General features: G+C 60.4%; 21 protein-coding genes. 12 read left to right on the forward strand and 9 right to left on the reverse strand.

Features of this window, described 5'->3' with window-relative positions:
* The first annotated feature begins 180 nt into the window (after positions 1-180).
* Complete coding sequence (locus ACYVIS_RS02420; RefSeq protein ID WP_460873157.1) at positions 181-867, forward strand: GntR family transcriptional regulator; 687 nt, start codon at positions 181-183, stop codon at positions 865-867.
* Positions 868-900: 33 nt separating this feature from the next.
* On the opposite strand, the gene ACYVIS_RS02425 is transcribed toward ACYVIS_RS02420, so the two are convergent.
* The 3 genes from ACYVIS_RS02425 to ACYVIS_RS02435 all read right to left on the reverse strand — a co-directional run bounded on the left by ACYVIS_RS02425 (position 901) and on the right by ACYVIS_RS02435 (position 5844).
* Positions 901-2097, reverse strand: a complete 1197-nt coding sequence (locus ACYVIS_RS02425; protein WP_460873158.1) for an acetyl-CoA C-acyltransferase — start codon at positions 2095-2097, stop codon at positions 901-903.
* A gap of 105 nt (positions 2098-2202) precedes the next feature.
* Positions 2203-4725, reverse strand: a complete 2523-nt coding sequence (locus ACYVIS_RS02430) for a 3-hydroxyacyl-CoA dehydrogenase NAD-binding domain-containing protein (protein WP_460873159.1) — start codon at positions 4723-4725, stop codon at positions 2203-2205.
* Positions 4726-4878: 153 nt separating this feature from the next.
* A complete protein-coding gene (locus ACYVIS_RS02435; RefSeq protein ID WP_460873160.1) occupies positions 4879-5844 on the reverse strand; it encodes a Bug family tripartite tricarboxylate transporter substrate binding protein in 966 nt (321 codons plus the stop codon).
* Between the two features lie 96 nt (positions 5845-5940).
* Here ACYVIS_RS02435 and ACYVIS_RS02440 point away from each other — a divergent pair, with 96 nt between their 5' ends.
* Genes ACYVIS_RS02440 through ACYVIS_RS02450 form a run of 3 tightly spaced genes read left to right on the forward strand, consistent with a single transcriptional unit; the run spans position 5941 to position 8271 of the window.
* Positions 5941-6999, forward strand: a complete 1059-nt coding sequence (locus ACYVIS_RS02440) for a WD40/YVTN/BNR-like repeat-containing protein (RefSeq protein WP_460873161.1) — start codon at positions 5941-5943, stop codon at positions 6997-6999.
* A gap of 4 nt (positions 7000-7003) precedes the next feature.
* Positions 7004-7588, forward strand: a complete 585-nt coding sequence (locus ACYVIS_RS02445) for a carboxymuconolactone decarboxylase family protein (RefSeq protein ID WP_232742129.1) — start codon at positions 7004-7006, stop codon at positions 7586-7588.
* Positions 7585-8271: a maleate cis-trans isomerase family protein gene (locus tag ACYVIS_RS02450; protein ID WP_232742128.1), complete on the forward strand. Its 687-nt coding sequence runs from the start codon at positions 7585-7587 to the stop codon at positions 8269-8271. Before ACYVIS_RS02445 ends, ACYVIS_RS02450 begins: the two co-directional genes overlap by 4 nt.
* Positions 8272-8294: 23 nt before the next feature.
* On the opposite strand, the gene ACYVIS_RS02455 is transcribed toward ACYVIS_RS02450, so the two are convergent.
* Positions 8295-9074, reverse strand: coding sequence for an IclR family transcriptional regulator (locus ACYVIS_RS02455; RefSeq protein WP_232742127.1), 780 nt, complete (start codon positions 9072-9074; stop codon positions 8295-8297).
* A 136-nt stretch (positions 9075-9210) separates the two neighbouring features.
* On the opposite strand from ACYVIS_RS02455, the gene ACYVIS_RS02460 reads away from it, so the two are divergent.
* Genes ACYVIS_RS02460 through ACYVIS_RS02470 form a run of 3 tightly spaced genes read left to right on the forward strand, consistent with a single transcriptional unit; the run spans position 9211 to position 11852 of the window.
* A complete protein-coding gene (locus ACYVIS_RS02460; protein ID WP_460873162.1) occupies positions 9211-10176 on the forward strand; it encodes a tripartite tricarboxylate transporter substrate binding protein in 966 nt (321 codons plus the stop codon).
* 6 nt (positions 10177-10182) lie between these two features.
* The gene (locus ACYVIS_RS02465; RefSeq protein WP_232742125.1) at positions 10183-10989 is read left to right on the forward strand and encodes an HpcH/HpaI aldolase family protein; all 807 of its coding nucleotides are present in this window, start codon (positions 10183-10185) and stop codon (positions 10987-10989) included.
* Positions 10989-11852, forward strand: a complete 864-nt coding sequence (locus tag ACYVIS_RS02470; protein WP_460873163.1) for an amidohydrolase family protein — start codon at positions 10989-10991, stop codon at positions 11850-11852. The genes ACYVIS_RS02465 and ACYVIS_RS02470 overlap by 1 nt, the downstream gene beginning before the upstream one ends.
* Before the next feature lie 2 nt (positions 11853-11854).
* On the opposite strand, the gene ACYVIS_RS02475 is transcribed toward ACYVIS_RS02470, so the two are convergent.
* The 3 genes from ACYVIS_RS02475 to ACYVIS_RS02485 all read right to left on the reverse strand — a co-directional run bounded on the left by ACYVIS_RS02475 (position 11855) and on the right by ACYVIS_RS02485 (position 15044).
* Positions 11855-12685 (reverse strand): class II glutamine amidotransferase, encoded by an 831-nt coding sequence (locus ACYVIS_RS02475; protein ID WP_460873164.1) that lies wholly within the window; start codon positions 12683-12685, stop codon positions 11855-11857.
* 484 nt (positions 12686-13169) lie between these two features.
* Complete coding sequence (locus ACYVIS_RS02480) at positions 13170-14144, reverse strand: tripartite tricarboxylate transporter substrate binding protein (RefSeq protein ID WP_232744744.1); 975 nt, start codon at positions 14142-14144, stop codon at positions 13170-13172.
* Positions 14145-14210: 66 nt separating this feature from the next.
* Entirely contained in the window at positions 14211-15044 is an 834-nt protein-coding gene (locus tag ACYVIS_RS02485; protein ID WP_460873165.1) for an amidohydrolase family protein, read from the reverse strand.
* A 158-nt stretch (positions 15045-15202) separates the two neighbouring features.
* Between ACYVIS_RS02485 and ACYVIS_RS02490 the strand changes: the two genes are divergently transcribed.
* Positions 15203-16075 carry a LysR family transcriptional regulator gene (locus ACYVIS_RS02490; protein ID WP_460873166.1) on the forward strand — a complete coding sequence of 291 codons (873 nt, stop codon included), beginning with the start codon at positions 15203-15205 and terminating at the stop codon, positions 16073-16075.
* A 71-nt stretch (positions 16076-16146) separates the two neighbouring features.
* Here ACYVIS_RS02490 and gcvA read toward each other — a convergent pair whose 3' ends face one another.
* Positions 16147-17091 carry a transcriptional regulator GcvA gene (gcvA, locus tag ACYVIS_RS02495; protein ID WP_232742120.1) on the reverse strand — a complete coding sequence of 315 codons (945 nt, stop codon included), beginning with the start codon at positions 17089-17091 and terminating at the stop codon, positions 16147-16149.
* 89 nt (positions 17092-17180) lie between these two features.
* On the opposite strand from gcvA, the gene ACYVIS_RS02500 reads away from it, so the two are divergent.
* Genes ACYVIS_RS02500 through leuB form a run of 4 tightly spaced genes read left to right on the forward strand, consistent with a single transcriptional unit; the run spans position 17181 to position 21320 of the window.
* Entirely contained in the window at positions 17181-18146 is a 966-nt protein-coding gene (locus tag ACYVIS_RS02500) for a Bug family tripartite tricarboxylate transporter substrate binding protein (RefSeq protein ID WP_232742119.1), read from the forward strand.
* A gap of 32 nt (positions 18147-18178) precedes the next feature.
* Positions 18179-19603, forward strand: a complete 1425-nt coding sequence (gene leuC, locus ACYVIS_RS02505) for a 3-isopropylmalate dehydratase large subunit (protein WP_460873167.1) — start codon at positions 18179-18181, stop codon at positions 19601-19603.
* Between the two features lie 2 nt (positions 19604-19605).
* Entirely contained in the window at positions 19606-20202 is a 597-nt protein-coding gene (gene leuD, locus ACYVIS_RS02510; protein WP_460873168.1) for a 3-isopropylmalate dehydratase small subunit, read from the forward strand.
* Positions 20203-20249: 47 nt separating this feature from the next.
* Positions 20250-21320 (forward strand): 3-isopropylmalate dehydrogenase, encoded by a 1071-nt coding sequence (gene leuB / locus ACYVIS_RS02515; RefSeq protein ID WP_460873169.1) that lies wholly within the window; start codon positions 20250-20252, stop codon positions 21318-21320.
* 103 nt (positions 21321-21423) lie between these two features.
* Here leuB and clsB read toward each other — a convergent pair whose 3' ends face one another.
* Positions 21424-22653, reverse strand: coding sequence for a cardiolipin synthase ClsB (gene clsB / locus ACYVIS_RS02520; protein ID WP_232742115.1), 1230 nt, complete (start codon positions 22651-22653; stop codon positions 21424-21426).
* Positions 22654-22659: the final 6 nt, after the last annotated feature.

A 22659-nucleotide genomic window follows, 5' to 3' on the forward strand; every position in this document is an offset into this window, starting at 1 on the left:
TGAGGTCTTGAATTGGTGCGCCGCTACTTCCACGTCGCTGCGAAAACGCGGTGCATGGCTTGCGACAGGCCTCAATGTTTGACTATAAAATTGCCTATGTCAATAAAAATATCGATTATTTATTTTTAATCGATTATTTATAATGCAGCTAAAATAGCCATGGAACATAATGGCGTCCGCATGAAAAATTCTTCAGACCCCCAGGCACCGGAAGCCGGAGCGTCGCTTACGGCGGCACTTGCGATTCAGATCCGCGCCGAGATCCTGCAAGGCTCGTACCCGCCCGGCACCAAGCTGCGGCTGGACGATCTGCGCCACCACTATGCGGTCAGTCTCAGTCCGCTGCGCGAAGCGCTGACTCGGCTGACCGCGGAGGGCCTGGTGCAGATCGCGGATCATCGCGGCTACCGCGTCGCCCCCGTATCGGCGGAAAACCTGCGTGAAGTCACCACCCTGCGCACGCAAATGGAGGTCATGGCCATGAACGAATCGATCTTGCACGGCGATGCAGCCTGGGAGGATGCCTTGACGGCGGCGTATTACCGCCTGGCCCGCCTGGAAGAAAAAGGGGAGCGATCCGACGAATGGGAAAAAACGCATCGCGTTTTCCACTTGACTCTGTTTTCGGCCTGCGGCATGCCTTTGCTGCTGCGCTTTTGCGGCACACTGCACGATCTGAGCGACCGCTACCGGCGGCTGTTTCTGACGCGGCATGCCCCCGACGAGAACGTTCCTGCCGAACACAAAGCCATTTTCGAGGCGGCCATGGCTCGCGACAAGGAACTCGCCGCACAGATTCTGACGCAGCATCTGCGGCGCACGGGGCGCAATGTCATGGCGATACTCGAGGAAAACGGCGAGGCCTGAAGGACGATCGTTCAATCGGGCCAGACGATTAAACTACACCCTTTCGAAAATACCCGCCGCCCCCATGCCTGTGCCTACGCACATGGTCAACATGCCGTAATCGAATTTGCGGCGGCGTATGCCATGTATGACGGTGGCGGCGCGGATGGCGCCGGTTGCACCCAAGGGATGCCCCAGGGCAATCGCCCCCCCCATTGGATTCACGATCTCGGGATTCAAGCCCAGATCGCGTATTACCGCCAGAGACTGCGCCGCGAAGGCTTCGTTCAGCTCGATCCAGCCCATCTGATCCAGCTTTAATCCGGCGTGTTTCAAGGCCCGGGGGATGGCTTCCTTGGGGCCGATACCCATGATCTCGGGGGGCACCCCGCGCACCGCAAACGACACAAAGCGCGCCAAAGGAGTCAGCCCATGGGTTTTGAGCGCGCGCTCGGACACCACCAGCAGCGCACCCGCGCCATCGGAAATCTGCGAACTATTGCCAGCGGTCACACTGCCGCGCGCCGCAAACACCGGCCGCAACTTTGCCAGGGCATCCAGGCTGGTGTCGGCGCGTGCGCCCTCGTCCAGGCTTACCATTTTGTGGGTCTCGGCCACCTTGCCCGTGTGCAAATCGGGCACCCGATTGATCACATCGAGCGGCAGCATTTCATCGGCGAATTCGCCGGCCTGCTGCGCGGCAATCGCCCGCTGATGCGAACGCAGCGCAAACGCATCCTGATCCTCGCGCGATACCTTCCAGCGCACTGCGACCTGCTCGGCCGTCAGGCCCATGCCATACGCGATGCCCAGATTCTCGTCGCGCGCAAAAATAGCTGGACTGAACGACGTGCTGACGCCCATGGTCGGCACCTGGCTCATGGATTCGGTGCCGCCCGCGATGAGCACATCGGCTTCGCCCACGCGAATGCGGTCGGCGGCCATGGCGATGGCGGTAAGCCCGGACGCGCAGAACCGGTTCACGGTCACGCCCCCGACCGAGCTGGGCAGCCCCGACAGCAAGGCGCCTATGCGAGCGACATTCAGGCCCTGAGGGCCCTCGGGAATCGCACAGCCCACGATCGCATCTTCAATCGCGGCCGGGTCCAGGCTGGGCGCCTGCGCCAACACACCCTGGATCACCCGCGCCAGCAGATCGTCGGGACGTTGATGCGACAACACGCCGCGCGGCGCCTTGCCAATAGGCGTGCGAGTCGCCGCGACGATATAGGCTTGCTGCAAAGTGCTCATACCAAACTCCTTGACCTCGTGTGCATGGAACAAGCCGGGTACCTGCTTGTCCTGTTATTTCCCGCATGAAGGGTGGCCACAAGGGCCACTCCTACAGCTGATCCATCAATTGCGTACCGGCTTGCCGGTTTTCAATATGCCGGCGATGCGTTCCTGGGTTTTGGCCTGGGTCAGCAAACCCAGGAAGGCTTCGCGTTCAAGCGCCAGCATCCAGGCCTCGTCGACCAGCGAGCCGGGGTCGACATCGCCTCCGCACATCACATACGCCACTTTCTCCGCCACGACAAAATCGTAGTCGGAGATATAGCCTCCCACCTTCATGTTCAGCAATTGCGCCTTCAGCGTGGCCGTGCCGTCGCGTCCGGCCACCGGAAAAGTGCGTGGTATCGGGGCGCGCCAGCCGGACTCGGCCATGGCCTGCGCTTCGCGCACCGCCACATACAGCAGTTCGTAGCGGTTCATGACGACCGTATCGGACGTTTGCAAATAGCCGATCTGCCGCGCATCGAGCGCCGACCTGGACACCTGGGCGCTGGCCACCGCCAGGGCGAATTTTTTAAGGAAAACCAGCAAGGGCGCATCCGGCGCGCCTTCCGCCTGCAACTCGGCCGCGCGGCGCGCGCAGTACGTCAGGCCGCCCGCACCGGGTACCAGGCCTATGCCGGCCTCGACCAGGCCAATATAGGTTTCAAAATGCGCGACCCGCCTGGCGCAATGCACCGAGAGCTCGCAGCCCCCGCCCAGCGCCATGCCCGCCAAAGCGGCCACCACCGGCACCTGGGCGTAGCGCAAGCGCAGGACCATGTCCTGCATCTCGCGCTCGATGGGTTCCACCGCCGCCGCACCGCCCGCGGCGAAAACCGGCAGCATGGCCTTGAGGTCGGCACCCGCCGAAAACGGCTCGCTCAACTGGCCTATCACCAAGGCCTTGAATGAGGCCTCGGCCAGGTCGACCGCCTGCGCAATGCCGCGCACCACATCCGGGCCCAGCGTATGCATCTTGGACTTGAACGATAGAATCAACACCTCTTGCGGGTGCGGCGCCGGCAGGGTCCAGCACTTGATGGCCTCGTTTTCGAAAACAACGGTATCGTTCAGGGAATCGGGCTCGCCCACCAGGCGCGGCGCGGCGATCTGGCGGCGATACACGGGCAAATCGCTGCGCGGCTGAAATTTCTGCGTGCGCGGATTCCAGGAGCCCTCGGCCGTCTGCACGCCTTGCGCATCCCACACCGGGCCGCGGGTGACCCAGCCGGGCAGCGGCGCGCTGGACAGGGCTTTGCCCGCCTTGATGTCTTCGGCTATCCAGCCGGCCACTTCGCACCAGCCCGCCGACTGCCAGATCTCGAACGGACCCTGGGCATGGCCGAAGCCCCAGGTCATGGCCTGATCGACCTGGCGTGCCGTATCGGCAATATCGGCCAGATGCACGGCACTGTAATGGAAGCCGTCGCGCAGCACCGCCCAGACGAACTGCGCCTGCGGGTGGTCCGATTCGCGCAAGGCCTTCAGGCGCTTGGCCGGATCGCGCTCGGCCAATATAGCGGCCACGCCCTCGTCGATCGTGGAATCGGCGGGAACATACTCCCCCTTGGCTGGGTCGAGCCGCAATATGGCCTTGCCTTCCTTGCGATAAAAACCCGCTCCGGTCTTTTGCCCCAGGGCGCCTTTTTCAATAAGTGCCGCCACCACCGGCGGCACGCCGAAATGCGCATGAAACGGATCGTCGGGCAGTTGGTCTTGCATGGTGCGCACCACGTGCGCCAGGGTGTCCAGGCCCACCACATCGGCCGTGCGGAAGGTACCCGACTTGGCGCGCCCCAGGCGCTTGCCTGTCAGCTCATCGACCAGATCGTAGGGCAGGCCGAATTTTTCAGCCTGAGCAAACACCGACAAAATCCCGAATACGCCGATGCGATTACCCACGAAATTGGGCGTATCTTTGGCGCGCACCACGCCCTTGCCCAACTGCGACACCAGAAAGGTTTCCAGGTCGTCGAGCAGCGCCGGCTCGGTATCGGCGGTGGGAATCAGTTCGACCAGAGGCATATAGCGCGGCGGATTGAAAAAATGCACCCCGCAGAAACGATGCCGCAACTGCTCGGGCAAAGCCTGCGACAAGGCGGTGATCGACAGGCCTGACGTGTTGCTGGCGATAATGGCCTGCGGCTTGATCGCCGGCGCCAGTTGATGATAAAGATCGCGCTTCCAGTCCAGGCGTTCGGCAATGGCCTCGATGATCAGGTCGCAATCGGCCAGCAGGTTCAGGTCGTCCGCATAGTTGGCGGGTGTGATCAGCTCGGCCAGTTGCGGCGTGCCCAACGGCGCGGGATTCAGCTTTTTAAGCTGGGCAATCGCCCGCTTGGCAATGCCGCTTTTATCGCCCTCTTTGGCCGGCAAATCGAACAACACCACCGGCACGCCCGCATTGACGCAATGTGCCGCAATCTGCGCCCCCATCACACCCGCGCCGCACACCGCCACTTTGCGAAGATGAAAGGACGCGCCCGGCCGATCCGCGGCATTGGAGGCAGCGGTCTTGCCGCCTGCGGTGTGGGAAGATATAAAGGAAATCGCGGACGCTGTTGCCGAAGCCACGGCCTCGCGAGCCGATTGATGTGTAGGCATGGATATCCCCGTAAAGCGCCGGAGCCATGAATATCAGGCCCCGATCAAAGAGAGTGAATCACTGCCTTAGTGTAGTACGCGCCGCAATTGAAAAGAAATGCGGTTCCAAGAGTAGCCACCCTCGCGCCTTAAGAACACGGTGAGCCCGGCGTGCTACTCCATCTTGATGCCGGCTTCCTTGATCACATGCGCCCAGCGGCCGGTCTCATCCTTTATGTATTTGCCGAATTCTCCAGGCGTATTGCCCACCGGCTCCACGCCCACGGATTCCAGCTTGGATTTGACCGCGGGCTGGCGCAAGGCCTTGGCAACTTCCTTTTGGATTCTGTCTACGACCTCTGGCGGAGTGCCAGCCGGAACAGCCATGCCGAACCAGTTCGATATGGTGAACCCCGGCATGGATGCCGCCACCGTCGGCACATTGGGCAGAGCGGCCAAGGGCTTGTCGCCGGTGGTGGCAAGAGCGACAAGCTGGCCGGACTGGACGAACGGGATGCCGATGGCGGGCGCCTCGAATGTCAGCTGGACCTGGCCGGCAATAAGGCCGGCGATGCTGGGACTGCTCCCTTTATAAGGGACGTGAGTCATTTTCAGGCCAGTTGCGGAGTTGAACATTTCCCCCGCCATATGCGGCAAACCGCCATTGCCGCTGGACGAGAAGTTCAAACCGCCCGGGTGCGCCTTGCCGTAGGCGATAAGATCCTTGACAGTCTTGACAGGCAGCTTGGGATTGACATACAGGACAAAGCCCGAAGCGGCCACCAGGGTTACCGGGGCAAAATCCTTCTGTACGTTGTAGGGCAGGTTCTTGATCAAGCTTGGCGCAATTGCGAAGTTGCCCATGGTGCCCATGAAAATCGTGTACCCATCCGGCTTGGCCCGCGCCACATAAGCCGCACCGATGGCCCCTCCGGCGCCGGGCTTGTTTTCAATGACGATCGGCTGGCCCATGGATTCCGACATCTTGGGCCCAATGACGCGCGTAATGGTGTCGATTGCGCCTCCTGGAGGGAAGCCGATCACAATACTGATGGGCCGGGACGGATAGGACTGCGCCATCGCGGGGGCCGCGGCCAGGGCCAGGATGCCGGCAGCCAGCGCTGCGCTCAAATTTTTCATAGTTGTCTCCTTATCTTATAAATAGTAATATTTCTCACATAGTAGAATAAATTAATCTTTCTAACAATCCATGCAATAGACAAGGCATCGAAAAAAATGGGTACGCGAATCGAGGTCTACGCGGGTACGGCGGGGCACTCCGCATGGTTCAGCGACGATATGGGGGAAACCTGGGTCCACCCGAACAGTCATTCCGGCATGTATCTCGAAGCACGCGTCTGGACATTCTGCGGCCATCCAAAAACGCCTGATGAGCTCTACGCCGGTACAGACATGGGTTTGTTCAGGTGGAGCGAAAAAACCGTGCGCTGGACGCCCGTGGCCTCGCCCATGCACGATATATGGGCCTTGGCGCAGGATCCCGACGATCCCCGCATTCTTTATGCCGGCACGCGTCCCGCCGGTTTTTTCCGCTCGAACGACGCGGGCGCCAGTTGGCATGAACTGAACGTGCCCGGCATTTCGAAATTTTCCGAAATCAATATGGGAGCAACCCGCGTCACGCAAATCCTGGTCGAACCAGGAGATGCCCATGTCATATGGGCTACCGTCGAGATCGGCGGCATTTACCGCAGCGACGACGGCGGCCGCAGCTGGGTTCGGCGCGACGACGGCCTGATCTCGGCCGATGTGCACGGCATCGCCTGCATCAGGAACGCTTCAGGGGCGACGATCCTGTTCGCAACCACCAACCGCGGCCTGCATCGCAGCGAAGACGAGGGCCGCACATGGGTCTTTCAAGAACTCGACTCCCCATGGCAATACACGCGAGCCATCGTGCCGCGCGCCGATAGCGACGCCACTTTATTCCTGACCAACGGCGACGGGCCACCGGGTTCCACAGGAATCCTGTGGCGCAGCACCGATTATGGCGAAACCTGGAAAGATGCGGGCTTGCCTCCTGGCCTGAACAGTACACCGTGGTGCGTGGCAACGCATCCCTCCAATCCCGAGATCATTTTCCTCGCAAGCAACCTGGGGCAGATATATCGCAGCATCGATGGCGGCGACACGTGGCTGCGCTTGCCGCATGAATTCGGCGAGGTGCGATCATTCTGCTGGCGCCCCATCAACGCCGCCCCCGACCGCCCGGCCCATTCCATCACCATACGCCCGCCTGCCGGCAGCCCACCGGCCCAGCCCACAAGGACCTGATGCCATGACCTCGCCACGTTTTGCCCAGATCGAACCCGAAAACATGACAGAACCGCAACGCAAGGTTGCGGCCGAGATCGCCTCTGGCCCGCGAGGTTCGATCAGGGGGCCCTTCCTGGCCCTGATACACCAGCCTGAACTGGCAAGCCGGGTGCAAAGCCTGGGCGAATACCTGCGCTTCGGCACGCAGTTGGCTCCCGATCTGATCGAACTGGCCGTGCTGGTTGCGGCGCGACGCTGGAGCTGCCAGTACGAATGGCATGCCCATTCGCGTATTGCGCGCGAAACGACCACGCTATCGACTGCCATCATCGAGGCCATCGCCAGGGGCGAGCCGCCCGTCGGCATGAGCGGCGACCAGGCTGCGGTCTACCTTTTTTGCCGCAGCCTGCATCAGTCCGGTGAAGCCGACGATGCCACGTTCAACGATATTGCGGGCCGATTCGGCTTGCCTGGCGCGCTCGACCTGATAGCTCTTTGCGGCTATTACAGCATGCTGGCCATGGTGCTCAATACCGCACGCTTGCCGTTGCCCGCGGGCGTCGCTGCGCCACTGATGCCGCTCGACGCAAAAGGAACAGCACAATGACAAACCCTGTTCGCCTGGGCCTGATGGTGCCGGCCAATAATACGACCATGGAGCCTGAAATGCTGGACTGGCTCCCCGAAGGCAGTCTCTGCAAAACATTGCGGGTGCCGCGAGGCGAAGGTTTGCTGACGCCCGAATCGTTGCCTGCGTATAAAAAAGCAGCGGTCGAGCTCGCCGCCGCATTCACCGAGGCGCCGGTCGATGTCATCGCCTACGGCTGCACCGCGGCGGGATTCATTCTCGGCCCCGAAGGCGACGCCGCCATCGCGAAGGATCTCGCCGCAATCACCGGTCGACCGGTCGTCACCACGGCGCGAGCCATGCTCGATGCACTGCGAGAAATCGGCGCCCGCCGCATTGCGCTCCTTACTCCGTACCAGGACGATGTGAATATGCGCATTCGACGCTTCCTGGAGTCCGGCGATATCTCCGTGGATCACCTGGACAGTTTTCACGCGGCCGATGTGTCGGCGCTGGGACGCATTACCGAAGACGAAGTCGAGCAGCGGGCGCGAGCCATGATCGAGGCCGATTGCGACGCGCTGTTCATCGCCTGTTCGCAATTGCCGACTTTTCACATCCTGGATTCCCTGCAAAGCGCCTTCGGCAAGCCGGTCCTGTCTTCGATACAGTCCACCGCCCAGTATGTAATGCGGCATGCCGCAAGCCGACCGTCGGCCTGATACAGCAGGCCTGCCGGCGCGGGCTAACCTATTGCCCGCGCCGGCAAGTCCATCATGTTTTCCATGGCCGCGATGCGCGCGGAGATTTCCTGGCCGGCACGAACCACATCAGGCATCAGCGTGCGGAAATCCGCCATGTCCGAATTCTCGGCCCAGGCAACCATGGCAAGGCTGCCCAACACTTCTCCCTCTTGATTGAACAAAGGAGTGGCAATAGACATGACACCGGGGTTGTATTCACCCACCGTCATGCAGTAGCCGTCGGAGCGAATCTGCTTGAGCGCCTTTTTAAAGAATTCCCAGTCCGCACCCAGGCCGCTGGAGGCGATTTCCTTGCGGTTCTTCGCATAAATGGAACGCAGCTGGTGCATAGGCAGATGGGCCAGTATGGCCTTGGCCGAGGCCCCGGCGATCAAGGGGCGACGCTGCCCGCGGTTGAACAGTTGCGGCGGGGCCTCGCGGCTGAGCGCCTGCTGCACGCACATGACGGAGTCGCTGAACAGAATGCAGAGCAGCGTGCTGTAGCCCTTCGCATCCGTCAGGTGCTGGGCAATGGATGTTCCCGCCACATAAACAGGATCGCACAGGCGTATCGTGCGATCCAGCTCAAGAATTCTCGGCCCCAGCACATACGAGCCATTGGCCACTCGCGCCAGGAAACCTGCCCCGCACAATACTTTCAGATAGCGATAGCAGGTGGAAGGCGGCGAGCCCGAATAGCGGATCAAGTCCTCCGCCGACCACACGGGAGCGGCCGGCGTGAATACATCCAGCAGGCTCAGCATTCTCTCGAGGCTGCTCATCGATCAGCACCCATATCCATGAAGCGAAGGGCCAAAGGCATGGCACAAATCATCAAAACTTCCCAATATGTAAGATAAATTATATAATTCCTGGGCAAGAATTTTAAAAAAACTTCTAATATACGGAGACATTATCATGATCTGGAAACTGCTGTCCGTTGCCTTGATCGCCTCGGCTACCTGCGCTGCGGCATCTGCGCAATCCGGCTGGCCGACCAAGCCGATCCGAATCGTTGTCCCTTTTGCGCCGGGCTCCTTCACCGACACGGCGGCACGGGTCGTCGGCAGCGAGCTGTCCAAGCAGCTCAAGCAGCCCGTCGTCGTGGAAAACCATGGCGGCGCGGGCAGCACGATCGGCACCGAAATCGTCGCCCATGCAAAGCCCGATGGCTATACGTTCCTGCTGACCGACAACTCATTCGCCGTTTCAGCCGCTCTTTATGAAAAGCTGCCATACAAACCATTCAAGGACTTCGCCCAGGTTTCCCTGGTGGCCGAAGCGCCAGCCGTACTGGTGGCACGCACCAACCTGCCCACCAAGACATTGAAGGCAACACTGGACGAGGCCCGCGCCCATCCCGACACGCTCACCTTCGGATCGGGCGGCACCGGGTCTTCGGCCCATCTGGCGATGGAATTGCTGTTGCTGCAGGCCCACGTCAAGGCCCGGCATATTCCGTATAAAGGGGTGGCGGCCTCCATCACCGATATTGTTGCGCAACGCATCGATATCGGCATCGGCAGCGTGGGCTCGACAGCGCAATACATCGTCAACGGCCGCCTGATGGGCCTGGCCGTGAGCGGAAGCAAGCGCCACCCCATGTTCCCACAGGTGCCGACCTTCGCCGAAGCGGGGTTCCCCGACTACCAGATGATGTACCGGTTCGGCGTCATGGCGCCGGCAAAAACGCCGCCAGCCATTATCGACCGCATGCAAAAGGAAATCGCCCACGCCCTGGAAAGCCCTCAGGTAAACAAGGTCTTCGGCGCCGCGGGTGTGCAGCCGACTTCCAGTTCGTCTTCGAACTATGCAAAACAGGTTAGGGACGAAAGCGCAATGTGGAAAGACGTGATCCACCGCGCCAACATTAAAATGGAGTAGTAAACAATGAGCACATTCGAAAATGGCGCGAAACGCAAGATGCTGGCAGGCCAGTTGGTGGTCTGCATGGGTTTGCGCCAGGCGAGAACCATCGACATCGCCCCCATCGTCGCCGCCTGCGGCTTCGATGCCTTGTACGTCGACATGGAGCACAGCCCCGTGTCGATGGAAACGGTGTCGGCAATCTGCACCGCCGCCGTGGGGTTCGGCATAACTCCGCTGGTCCGGATTCCGGGGCACGGCAGCGAATATCTGTCGCGGGTTCTGGACGGCGGCGCCATGGGCGTGATCGTGCCTCATGTGGAAACGGCGGAACAGGCTGCGGCGCTGGTCAATGCAGCCAAGTACCCTCCAATCGGCCATCGTTCCGTCATGGGCAGCGGGCCGTCCCTCGGCTATCGCAGCATGCCGCTGGCAGACGTCAACAGCCAGGTCAATAAGGAAACGCTGCTCGTGGTCATGCTGGAAACGCCGCTTGGCATAGCCAACGCCGATCAAATCGCGGCGGTGCCCGGCGTCGATATGCTGTTGATCGGATCGAACGATTTATGCACCGAGCTCGGCATCCCGGGCCAATTGCACCACCCCGATCTACGGGCCGCCTACCAGGCTACGGCCCAGGCATGCAAGCGCCACGGGAAAATCCTGGGTGTGGGCGGCATCCGCGCGGATATCCAGTTGCAAACCGACCTGATCGCCATGGGTGCGCGCTTTATCATCGCCGGCAGCGACGTTACCTACCTGATGGAAGCAGCTCGCAAAGACGCGGAAAAACTCAATTCTCTCAAAGCAGTTCAAAAGGAAAACGCATAGTGTCGAACCACGATATTTCGGAGACTCCCCGGTTCAAATCTCCCGCTCTCGCATGCGATACCCATTTCCATGTATTCGGCCCCGCCGGGCAATATCCGTACAGCACCGGGCTGCGGTACACGCCGCCGCATGCGCCGCTGGACGATTACCTATCGCTGGCGCACCACTTGGGCATCGAACGTTTCGTGTTCGTCCAGCCCAGTGCCTATGGTCGCGATAACACCTGCATGCTCGACGCAATGCGCCTTATGGGCGGAAATTGCAAAGGGATCGTCGACATCGACGAAGACATCCCCGACCTTGAACTGAGCCGCTTGAATGCGCTCGGCGTGCGAGGCGTGCGCATCAATGTCCGCCCCATCAAGCCACTGGAACCCGGATTTTCACAGACGCTCATACCTCGCATCAAACGGCTCGAGGCACGATGCGCCGAAATCGGCTGGCAACTGGATTTTCTATTGCCGGCATGGCTTACCAGCGAACTCATGCCCACCCTGCGCGAACTGCGGGTCCCGTTCACACTCGCGCACCTCGGCATGAATCTGGCCCGCGACGGAGCCCAAGCCCCAGGCTTCCAGCAATTGCTGGACTTGCTGCGCCATGGCAACGGGTATTGCCGGGTCAAGCTGACCGGCCTATACCGTATCTCCACCGAACCCGATCTCAAAGACATCACACCCATGGTGCATGCGCTGGTCGACGCCGCGCCCGACCGGCTTGTCTGGGGCAGCGATTATCCGCATCTGTCCTTCGAGCAGCACAGTTCGGTGAATCTATTCAATATGCTGGGCGAATACGTGCCCGATGCCGCGATCAGACAGCGGATACTCGCCGACAATCCGGCCGAACTGTTCGATTTCTAGATCTACGCGCAGGCCAGGTTCCGGGCGTTCTTTTCTTGCACCGCCAAGGGAATCGGAATGATCGCCTGGCCGATGGTCTGGCCTTTTTCAAACATGATCAACTGGCCGGCCTCGAAGCGGGTCCAGATTTCGTTGTCGGTAAGCGGCTTGGTGGCAATCACGGCCACGCAATCGCCCTCGCGGTTGACCTGCGAAAAATCAACCGTCATGTCGGCATCGATGAGATGCGCCTTGTTGAACGGCCACTCGCGAATGATGTAATACAGATTGGTCGAGCAATGCGCAAACAGGAAGCGGCCGTTCGAGATCAGGAAATTGAATACCCCATGCAGCGTAATTTCGTGGGTCAGTTCTTCGATTGCCAGGAACAACTGCTGGTTCGACGGCTCTTCGTTGCCGAAACGGTGCCGCAAACCCTGCATGATCTGGCAGAACGCCGCTTCGCTATCGGTGCAGCCCACTGGCTGATACTGGCCGTCCAGATGGGGATGATAATTTTTCAGGTCGCCATTATGCGCAAAAATCCAATGCCTGCCCCATAGCTCGCGCACGAAGGGATGGCAGTTTTCCAACTGGATATTGCCCTGCGTGGCCTTGCGTATGTGCGCAATCACGTTCTTGGATTTGATCGGGTAGTTCTTGATCAGGTCGGCCACCGGCGAGCGGCAGCAAGGCTCGTTGTCGATAAAGACGCGGCAAGCCTTGTTTTCGAAGAAGGCAATGCCAAACCCGTCGGCATGGTGATCGGTTTGCCCCCCTCGCGCCGCAAACCCCGTAAAGGAAAAGGTTATATCGGTAGGGGTAGCGCAATTCATGCCCAACAACTGACACATGATGGTTTGGTCTTAGCCATAAAAAAACAGCGCGTCATTAAGGGCGTAGGCACCTAGCGCTACGCGATGCGCTGATTAACCCCAATTCTAGTACGGGGAAATCAAAATCGCACAAAACACTGATCAATCAAACACTTATTGACGATATCGATGTGTTTTCGCAACAAAAACATAACTAATGCGAGCGGGGGTGGCGGCCCAGGCGGGGTGAGCGAGCTTGAGTCCGCCGCGGCCGGCGCCTGGATCGGGATGCAAGGGAGCGGTTGTCTGAGCGTCAAGGGTGTCCACAGCCCGGGGGGCTGTGGACGACGCGAGTTCCGCGACCGCCCGATCCAGGCGCCGGCCGCGGGCAGTCCTGGCGCAGCCAGGACCGGACGAGGCGAGCACCACCCTGCCTGGGCCGCCACCCCCGCGTCTTAAGAACGAAAGATGACGGTCGGCCACAAGGCGGCCTCCAGCAACCACCGGGCCAAGCCATCGACACTCAATCCAGTTTCAGATTGGCCTCCTTGGCCACCTTCTTCCACTTGGCGATTTCCTCATTCACAAACGCGCTCAGCTGCTCGGGGCTGGAAGCCACGACTTCGGCACCGAGCCCTTGCAACTGTTCGCGGATCTTCGGCTCCTTCAGAACCTGGGTCACGGCCGCGGAGACCTTGTCCAGCACTGGCTTGGGCGTGCCCGCGGGGGCAAATATGGCATTCCATTCATACGAGGAATATCCCGGCACACCCGATTCCGCAATGGTCGGGATAGTGGGCATCAGGTTCGACCGGCTGGTGCTGCCCACGGCTACGGCGCGCAGCGCGCCGCTCTTGATATGGGCCCACGACGACCCCAAGCTGGCGAACATCAAGGGCACCTGGCCGCCCATTACATCGACCATGGCCGGGCCGCCGCCTTTATACGGGACGTGTTCCAGATGCGTGCCCGCCGTCAGATTGAACAGCTCTCCGGCCAGGTGCTGGGCCGAGCCCGGCCCAGCCGAGGCGAAATAGATAGGGTGCTGGCGATCCTTGCCCAGCTTGATCAGATCGGCCACCGAGTGGATGGGGCTTTTCGGATTCACGACCAGCACATTGGGCACCTTGAGCAACAGGGAAACCGGGGCGAAGTCCTTCTGGACATCAATGCTCATATTGGATCGCAGCGCGGGATTCTGCGCGAAGTTGGACGCATCCAGCATCAAGGTATAGCCGTCGGGGGCGCTGCGCGACACGACTCCCTCGCCTATCATGCCGCCCGCGCCGCCCCGGTTTTCGATCACGACGGTTTGCCCCAGGGCCTTGCCGAGCTCAGGCCCGATCAAACGCGCCACGACATCCACGGTTCCTCCGGGCGGATACGTCACCAGCAAAGTGATGGGCTTGTCCGGATACGCCGCCGCTGCCACGGTGGCAGCGCCCGCCAGGCAGAGCCCCAGCAGATAGCTGACGCTTCGTTTGAATACATGCGACATTGAGAACATGGGTGTCTCCCTGGTTTTTGAAGGTGTTTGAACTTGAAACTGAAACATGCGGTCTCCTTAATATTTGAATAACAGCCTGGGGGTATCCGCCAAAATGGCGGATCGATCTTGTGCGTTGGGCACCCAGTCGAACAGATGCTGCAAAGCGCGATCGAATTCGCTGGGTGCTTCATGCTGGGTGTGCGGCCAGTCGCTGCCCCACAACAGGCGCCGCGCCGAAAAGGCATCCAGCAGACGCCGGGCCGCAAGGCCGGATTGGGAAATGGTCTGCTCCGACCAAATACGGTAAGGCGCCGACAACTTCACCCACACGCGGCCTGTGTCTGCCGTACGACACAGGTAATCAAGCGCCGCCGGATCGACATCGAGCCGGTAATCCGGACGGCCGAAATGGTCGACGACAAGCTTGCAGCCGCGCGCCAGCAAAGGGGCCAGCACGTCCGGCAACTGCGAGTTTGGGCAATGCACTTCCACGTGCCAGTCGAGCCGGTTCACGCACGACAGAAAGCTATGCCAGACGGGATCCTGGAATGCGGGAAGTAGCTGCCCGAACAGATTCAGGCGCACGCCCACCACACCCGCCGCGGCCATTTCCCGCAGCACGACGGGCGGCGTGGCCGGATCCAGGGCGACGACTCCTTTGCACTGCCCCCGGGCCTGGCCCAGGCTGTCGAGCAGATAGCGGTTGTCATAGCCCAGGAAGCTGGGCTGTATTAGTACCCCGCCGGCAAGGCCATGGCCTTGCAACAGCGATAGGTAGCGTTCCAGCCCCGCGGAATAGTCCGGTGTATAGCGCCGCTTTGCCGCCATGGGCAGGCCCTGGCCGAATACATGCGCATGGGCATCGATGGCGCCGGGCGGCGGATATTCGAAAACGCTGGTTGTGTTCATTGCGACGCGTGCAGATAGTAGGTGCGAGGGCCGGCAGACGTGGTTCAAGTCCGCCTTACGAATTTTCTTGCCCAGCATGCGGAAGATTTGTGATTATTCTAGGCAGGCCACACATATTCATCTATTATCCAGACAATATTTATTCATATTAAAATGATATGGAAATCAGCCAATTGCGATGCTTTCTGGCGGTCATGGAGGAAGGAGCCATCGGCAAGGCGGCTCACAAGCTGGATATCGCCCAGCCGGCGCTTAGCCAGTCGATTTCCAGAATGGAAAAGAGCCTGGGCACGGTATTGTTCGAGCGTTCCCGGCGCGGCGCCCAGCCCACGGCGGCGGCGCTGGTCATGGCGCAGGATATCCGCAACGGCCTGTACCTGCTGGACGAGGCCGCCGGCAAAGCGCGGCAGGCCCAGCTAGGGCTGGCCGGCACTTTACGCATCGGCCTGGTTTCTTCCGCCCTGTTCGAGGTCTTGCCCAAGGCCATACGCGCAATCCGGCGCCATGCTCCGAACCTCCAATTGGTCTTGAAGGAAATGAGCAACGAAGAACAGGTGCTTGCCCTGGAGGACGGCACGCTGGATGTCGGGCTGATGCATTCCCCCGTCGCGGTGAGCGGCCCCATGAGCGAACGCGTCTTGCGTAAAGACAAGCTGATCGCCGCGGTGCCCAGCGATCTGGCGTTGCGGCTGAAAAAGAAAATCTCGCTGCGGCAAATTGCCGAGCAAGGCATGGTGCTGTACCCCAAAGGCCAACTGCCGCATTTGTACGCGGGCATCACTCAGGCCATGCGCCAGGCCGGCCACGAGGTCAAGATCAACCAGCACGCCAATCGCACCATGACAGTACTGGCCTGCGTAGCGGGCGGCTGCGGTATCGGCCTGCTGCCAAGCTGGATTCAAACCATCGATTTCCCCGGGGTCACGTTCTGCCCCATTTCAGAGGGCGACGCCCTGCCCAGCTTCGACCTGGTCGCCATCTGGTCCACACGCAATAAACTCGACCTGGCCAAATTGTTCGCCGGTATTTAGCGGATCGTGCGCGACGACATGCCCTATCCCGCGTAGGGGCTGGCCCTATACCCACCGCCGCACATCACAATCTATCGCGCGAGCCGACTGCTCATGGCGGCAGCTTCGCCAAGAATCCAGTCTTCGAATACTTTGATGCGCGGCGGCGTTGGAGTTCCCGCACGATACGCCAGGAAATAAGCGCCCGATGTTTCCACCCTCAGGCTGAAGGGCGCCACCAGGCGACCGGCCAGCAGGTCGTCGTTGACGAAAGCCAAATGAGCCACCATCACGCCCAACTGGTCGGTTGCGGCCTGATACGCCAGCGCGGCATTCTCGAACTTCAAACCGCTATTGCCGTCCACCTGCTCGACCCCCGCGGCGGCCAGCCATGTGGGCCAATCCATCGGGCGGTTCATGGAGCACAGCAGCACCTGGTTCGCCAAATCTTCGGGCCTGGACAAGGGCGGGTCACGCGCCAGTAGTCCGGGTGCGCAGACAGGCAGCAAGGTTTCCCCAAACAGGTACAGGTATTTTGAATTGGCATCCGTGGGCGGAGAGGCTTCGGAATGAATGCTGACATCCACATCCTCGCGGTCGAAATCGGCGCGCTGGTGCGAGGTCGTGATCTGTACATCGATTCCCGAGTGCAACGCGTGAAACCTGGCCAGCCGCGGCATCAGCCAGCGAATCGCGAACGTGGGAGGGAGCTTGATGCGAAGCCGATTCTCGTCGGGGCTTTGCCGCAATTGCTGGGTACCGTACTCGATCTGGTCCAACGCATTCTTGACCGTGCGGAAATAAACATGGCCCTGGGCCGTAAGCTCGATGCCGTAGCGCCCACGGTCGAACAATTTGACCTTCAACCAATCTTCGAGCGCGGCCACATGACGGCTGACCGCTCCCTGGGTCACAAATAATTCCTGGGCCGCGCGTGTAAAGCTGGCATTGCGCGCGGAGGCTTCAAAAGCACGCAAGGCATTCAAGGGGGGCAATCGACGCGACATAGAGCACGACACCGTATGACTTTTAATCATACCTATTATGCCTTAATTGTGTTTGCCAGCGTTTCATTTTTATTCAAGAATGACCGTACAGAACTAGATCCATAAAGGAGACAATCGTCATGAAGAAAATGCATATTTGGCTGGCCGGGATGCTGCTTGCCTGTGCCGGCATGGCACAGGCCGCCCAGCCCTACCCCAATCACGCCATCCACATGTTCCTGCCCTGGCCTCCGGGCGGCGGCGTGGACACGATGGGCCGCTTCATCGCCGACCCCTTGGCCCAGCGCCTGGGGCAGGCTGTGATAGTGGACAACCGGGCCGGCGCAGGCGGCAATATAGGCACCGCCATGGCTGCCCGCGCCGAGCCGGACGGCTACAACCTATTGATGGGTTCAATCAGCCCCAATGCCGTCAACAAGTACCTGTATTCAAACCTGGGCTTCGATCCCATCAAGGATTTCGACCCCATTGTCTTTGTATCTTCGGTCCCCAATATCCTGGTGGTGCCGGCATCGTCGCCATTCAAGACCATGCAGGATGTCGTCGCCTATGCCAAGGCCAACCCCGATAAGCTGAACTACGGTTCGGGCGGCGTCGGATCGTCACAGCATCTGGCTGCCGTGCAGTTCATGGCCGCCGCCAAGATAAAGATGGTCCATGTGCCCTACAAAGGCACCTCTCCCGCCGAGGCCGGCCTGATGGCCAGCCAGATCTCGCTCATGCTCGACACCACGACCTGCCTGCCTTTGATCTCCAGCGGCAAATTGCGCGCGCTGGCGGTGGCCTCGAAGGACCGCAACCCCGCGCTGCCCAACGTGCCCACCTTCAAGGAGCTGGGCCTGCCAATATACGCATCGTCGTGGTACGGCCTGATGGCACCGGCCGGAACGCCCCGGCCCATCATTGAGCGGATCAATCATGAGGTCAACGATATGCTGAAAACAGACCAGAAGCTGCGGGCGCGCATGGCCGATTATGGTGCCGAAATGGGTGGCGGCACGCCGGAAGATTTCGGCGCCTTCATCGCATCGGAAATGAAACGCTACAAGACCATTGTGGAATTGTCCGGCGCCAAGCTCGACTGAATCCGATCCGACATAACCTTAATGTAGAAGCCATGTCCAACGAATCCGCGCCTCGCACCCTCTTTGAAAAGATCTGGTCGCGCCATCAGATTTTGCGTCGCGAAGACGGCCAGAGCCTGCTGTACGTCGACCGCCATATGGTGCAGGACGGCTCGGCGCCCGCGTTCGAGATGCTGCGCCAGCAGCGACGTGCGCCGCGATCTCCGCAGCGCACGTTCGCAACGCCCGATCACTATGTGCCAACCGGCAACCGCGATCTGAATAGCGTGGCCGATCCGGAAAAGCGCGCCATGGTCAATGCATTGAAGAACGACACCGCAAAGGCGGGGATCCGGTTCTTCGGCCTTGAAGACCCACGCCAGGGAATAGTGCATGTTGTCGGGCCGGAACAGGGCCTGAGCCTGCCCGGCTCTCTGATCGTCTGCGGCGACAGCCATACGTCCACGCACGGAGCCCTAGGCGCCTTGGCCTTTGGCATTGGCGCTTCCGAAGTGGCGCACGTGCTGGCAACGCAATCGATCTGGCAACGCAAGCCCGGGACAATCCGCGTCACGATCGATGGCCGGATCAAAGAAGGCGTTAGCGCAAAAGACATTATTCTCGCCATTATCAGTCGCATAGGCGCCGCCGGTGCCACCGGCCACATTATCGAATACGCGGGATCGGCCATTACCGCTCTGTCGATGGAAGGGCGGCTGACCGTCTGCAATATGTCGATCGAAGCCGGCGCGCGGGCCGGCATGATTGCGCCCGACGACACCACCTTCACATGGCTGGCGGGACGCCCCTTCGCTCCGTCGGGCACCGACTGGGACACATCGCTTGCCCGGTGGCGCGGGTTGGCAAGCGACCCTGGAGCGGAGTTCGACCAGGAAGTGCGCATGCGGGCCGACGAGATCGTGCCCATGGTCACCTGGGGCAATAGCCCCGAAGACGCGCTGCCGATTTCCGGGCGCGTGCCGGACCCGTCGCTGGCCGCAAATGCCGACAGCCAGGCCGCAATGAACAGCACGCTTGCCTATATGGGCCTGGAGCCCGGCATGCTATTGACCGATATTTTCGTCGACCAGGTGTTCATTGGATCGTGCACGAACGGCCGTATCGAAGATTTGCGCAGCGCAGCCGTGGTTGCAAAGGGACGCCATATCGCGAACGGCGTCCAGGCCTGGGTGGTACCCGGCTCCAATCTAGTCAAACTACAGGCCGAGCAGGAAGGCCTGGATAAAATATTTATCGATGCTGGCTTCGACTGGCGTTATGCGGGCTGCTCGATGTGCCTGGCTACAAACGGCGATCACGTCGGGCCGCAAAAACGCTGCGCATCAACCTCGAACCGCAACTTCGTCGGGCGCCAGGGGCCAGGTTCACGCACCCACCTGATGAGCCCCGCCATGGCGGCGGCGGCGGCCGTCACCGGCCACCTGACCGATGTTCGGCAACTCATGGAAAGAGGCTGAAAATGGAACCCTTCCTGCATCTGGATGCCGTGGCCTTGCCTATCCCGCGCTCGAATGTCGATACAGACCAGATCGTGCCCGCCCGGTATTTGCAAAAGCCGCGTTCGGACGATTTCGGCCAGTTCCTGTTTCGCGATTTGCGTTTCGACAAACAAGGGCGGGAGATTTCCGGCTTCATCCTGAATCAGCCGCCCTACCGCCAGGCGCGTGTCGTGGTTGCGCAGAGCAACTTCGGTTGCGGTTCGTCGCGCGAGCATGCGGTATGGGCCTTGCACGATTACGGTTTTCGCGCGGTGATCGCGCCCAGTTTCGGAGATATCTTCTTTTCCAATGCACTCAAGAATGGACTGCTGCCGATCGTACTGCCCGCCGAGGCGACAGCAATGCTGCTGGAAAAGGCCCAGGCAGTGCCGGGCATGCGCGTCGTTATTGATCTTCCGTCGCAGATCGTCACCGCGGCCGACGGATCGATACACGCATTCCAGATCGATGCGTTTTCCAAAAAATGCCTGATCGAAGGCTTGAACGAAATTGACTACACCCTGCAAAACGCGGATCACATTACCGCTTTCGAACAGCGGCATGCCACAAACATCTAGAAATCGCGCATACGGCTGGCTTCTCTTTTATTGTCGAGGATTATTGAATGAAAATCGCAGTCTTGCCTGGTGATGGCATCGGTAAAGAAGTCACGGCCGAAGCCGTCAAGGTATTGTATGCCGTGCTGGGCAAGAACACGGCACTGGAGCTTATCGATGCGCCCATCGGCGCCGCCGGCATCGAGGCCGCCGGCGACCCTCTGCCGGCCAAAACATCAGAAATCGCGCGCAAAGCCGACGCTATTCTGTTTGGCGCCGCCGGCATGCCTGGCGATGAAGTCATCCCTTATGCAATGCGCCCAGGTGCCAGCTTGCTGCGCCTGCGCAAAGAGCTGGGCCTGTTCGCCAATTTCCGGCCGGCGTTCCTGTTTCCGGAGCTAATCGGCGCATCAACACTGAGGCCGGAGATTGTGGAAGGGCTCGACTTGCTGATCATGCGCGAGCTGACCGGCGACGTTTATTTCGGCGAGCCTCGGGGCATCTCCACCACGGCTTCGGGCGAACGCGAAGGCTATAACACCATGCGCTATTCGGAATCTGAAATCGAACGGATTGCGCATGTTGCGTTTCGAACCGCGCGCCAGCGCCGCCACAAAGTCTGTTCTGTAGACAAGGCAAATGTTCTGGAAACCATGCAATTGTGGCGCGAGGTCGTGACAAACGTCGGCAAGCAATACCCCGATGTGGAGCTTACACACATGTTCGTGGATGCCGCGGCCATGATGCTGATGCGAGCGCCCAAGCAGTTCGACGTAATTGTAACGGGCAATATTTTCGGTGATATTCTTTCGGACGAGGCAGCCATGCTCACCGGCTCGATCGGCATGCTGCCGTCGGCATCGCTGGCGCTCGATCACAAAGGGCTGTACGAACCAGTGCACGGCACGGCGCCCGATATTGCCGGCCGCAATCTGGCCAACCCGCTTGCGTCGATTCTTTCCATGGGCATGATGCTGAGATACTCCTTCAACCAGGCCGACAACGCCGATCGCGTCCAGCGCGCGGTGCGGGCGGTGCTGGCCGATGGCTACCGCACCGGCGACATCGCCCAGCCCGGATGCAAGCGCGTAGGCACATCGGAAATGGGCGACGCCGTGGTTGCCGCGCTAGGCCGCTGATTTGTGTAGAGGTGGGCTCGTGGCCACCCTTTGTGGAACGTCGCGACGTTTGCACGAGGACGGCCACCCGTGAAGCACCAAGGCATTCGCCAAACGCCGCCCATCAATACATGGACGACTTCCCGGTCAGGGCGACGGCGATGCGCAGCAGCAGATACGAGGCTGCGTCCACCCATCGGTCAAGCATCGAGAGCTTTTGCAAAAAAGTGTCGGTCACGCGCCTTGCATCGTTTTGCATGACCGCCGCCAGCGCCGCATTCAGGCTGGAGGCAAAATCCGCATTGTCGACAAACACGTTGGCCTCGCGCGCCAGAAGCAGGCTGAAAGGATCCAGGTTGGACGAGCCGACAGTTGCACGAGCATCGATGACAGCCACTTTGGCGTGCAGGTAGCTGGGCAGGTATTCGTAGATCTCGATGCCGTCATCGAGCAGTTTTCCGTACATGAACCGCGTGGCACGGTGCTGCATGGGATATTCGGACCGGCCCTGCAGCAACAGGCGTACACGCACCCCGCGCGCCGCGGCATGTTCAAGCGCGTGGCGCAATCGGCGGCCAGGGAAAAAATACGCGTTGGCAATCACCACATTTTCGATGGCGTGATCGATTGCATACAGGTACACATTTTCAATCGTCTGGCGGAAGCGGACGTTATCGCGCAATACCAGAGCGGCCCGCATACCCGATTCGTAGCGTGTCGATTTTTCCAGGCGGCGCTTCAGGAGCACAGCGCGCCAATTGGCCAGGCGCGCGGACACATTGGCCCAGTCACTGCGATGACGCCATCCCACGCGCAGCCACAGGCTGTTCTGGGTCGCGGTGATTTCCGGCACAAGTGGCCCTTGCACGCGCACGGCAAAGTCGAAACGCGGCCTGGGGCCCATGCCATCGTTGGGAACATCTTCCAGATCGTCCAGAATATTGATGCCGCCCACGAAGGCAATCCGCTCATCGACCACGGTTACTTTGCGGTGCAGGCGTCGCAGGCGCCTGGCACTGAACACCACGCGTCCGACGCCTTGAGGCTCGGGGTTGTATACACGATACTGCGCGCCCATGGCGGCAAGCCGCTCGCCGATTGCCTGCGCATGCGCGTAGCTGCCAAAGCCATCGACCACAACTCTTACCTTGACGCCGCGTGCGCAGGCCTGTTGCAGATGATCGAGTATGGCCAAGCCGCTGCGGTCCAGATTGAAAATATACGTTTCCAGATGGACAACGGTTTGCGCCTCGTCGATAGCCTGGCACAAGGCGGGAAAGAATTGGCTGCCGTTTTGCAGCAAATCGATGCGATTGCCTTCGTACCAATGCAGTCGCGATTCGGTGCGTTGCATGCGAAA

Source organism: Paralcaligenes ginsengisoli (assembly GCF_054781135.1).

What these genes read in the sequence shown, in the direction of transcription:
- ACYVIS_RS02420 (WP_460873157.1), top strand. Translation starts at nt 181, where the DNA reads ATGAAAAATTCTTCAGACCCCCAGGCACCGGAAGCCGGAGCGTCGCTT.
- ACYVIS_RS02425 (WP_460873158.1), bottom strand. Translation starts at nt 2,097, where the DNA reads ATGAGCACTTTGCAGCAAGCCTATATCGTCGCGGCGACTCGCACGCCT.
- ACYVIS_RS02430 (WP_460873159.1), bottom strand. Translation starts at nt 4,725, where the DNA reads ATGCCTACACATCAATCGGCTCGCGAGGCCGTGGCTTCGGCAACAGCG.
- ACYVIS_RS02435 (WP_460873160.1), bottom strand. Translation starts at nt 5,844, where the DNA reads ATGAAAAATTTGAGCGCAGCGCTGGCTGCCGGCATCCTGGCCCTGGCC.
- ACYVIS_RS02440 (WP_460873161.1), top strand. Translation starts at nt 5,941, where the DNA reads ATGGGTACGCGAATCGAGGTCTACGCGGGTACGGCGGGGCACTCCGCA.
- ACYVIS_RS02445 (WP_232742129.1), top strand. Translation starts at nt 7,004, where the DNA reads ATGACCTCGCCACGTTTTGCCCAGATCGAACCCGAAAACATGACAGAA.
- ACYVIS_RS02450 (WP_232742128.1), top strand. Translation starts at nt 7,585, where the DNA reads ATGACAAACCCTGTTCGCCTGGGCCTGATGGTGCCGGCCAATAATACG.
- ACYVIS_RS02455 (WP_232742127.1), bottom strand. Translation starts at nt 9,074, where the DNA reads ATGAGCAGCCTCGAGAGAATGCTGAGCCTGCTGGATGTATTCACGCCG.
- ACYVIS_RS02460 (WP_460873162.1), top strand. Translation starts at nt 9,211, where the DNA reads ATGATCTGGAAACTGCTGTCCGTTGCCTTGATCGCCTCGGCTACCTGC.
- ACYVIS_RS02465 (WP_232742125.1), top strand. Translation starts at nt 10,183, where the DNA reads ATGAGCACATTCGAAAATGGCGCGAAACGCAAGATGCTGGCAGGCCAG.
- ACYVIS_RS02475 (WP_460873164.1), bottom strand. Translation starts at nt 12,685, where the DNA reads ATGTGTCAGTTGTTGGGCATGAATTGCGCTACCCCTACCGATATAACC.
- ACYVIS_RS02480 (WP_232744744.1), bottom strand. Translation starts at nt 14,144, where the DNA reads ATGTCGCATGTATTCAAACGAAGCGTCAGCTATCTGCTGGGGCTCTGC.
- ACYVIS_RS02485 (WP_460873165.1), bottom strand. Translation starts at nt 15,044, where the DNA reads ATGAACACAACCAGCGTTTTCGAATATCCGCCGCCCGGCGCCATCGAT.
- ACYVIS_RS02490 (WP_460873166.1), top strand. Translation starts at nt 15,203, where the DNA reads ATGGAAATCAGCCAATTGCGATGCTTTCTGGCGGTCATGGAGGAAGGA.
- gcvA (WP_232742120.1), bottom strand. Translation starts at nt 17,091, where the DNA reads ATGATTAAAAGTCATACGGTGTCGTGCTCTATGTCGCGTCGATTGCCC.
- ACYVIS_RS02500 (WP_232742119.1), top strand. Translation starts at nt 17,181, where the DNA reads ATGAAGAAAATGCATATTTGGCTGGCCGGGATGCTGCTTGCCTGTGCC.
- leuC (WP_460873167.1), top strand. Translation starts at nt 18,179, where the DNA reads ATGTCCAACGAATCCGCGCCTCGCACCCTCTTTGAAAAGATCTGGTCG.
- leuD (WP_460873168.1), top strand. Translation starts at nt 19,606, where the DNA reads ATGGAACCCTTCCTGCATCTGGATGCCGTGGCCTTGCCTATCCCGCGC.
- leuB (WP_460873169.1), top strand. Translation starts at nt 20,250, where the DNA reads ATGAAAATCGCAGTCTTGCCTGGTGATGGCATCGGTAAAGAAGTCACG.
- clsB (WP_232742115.1), bottom strand. Translation starts at nt 22,653, where the DNA reads ATGCAACGCACCGAATCGCGACTGCATTGGTACGAAGGCAATCGCATC.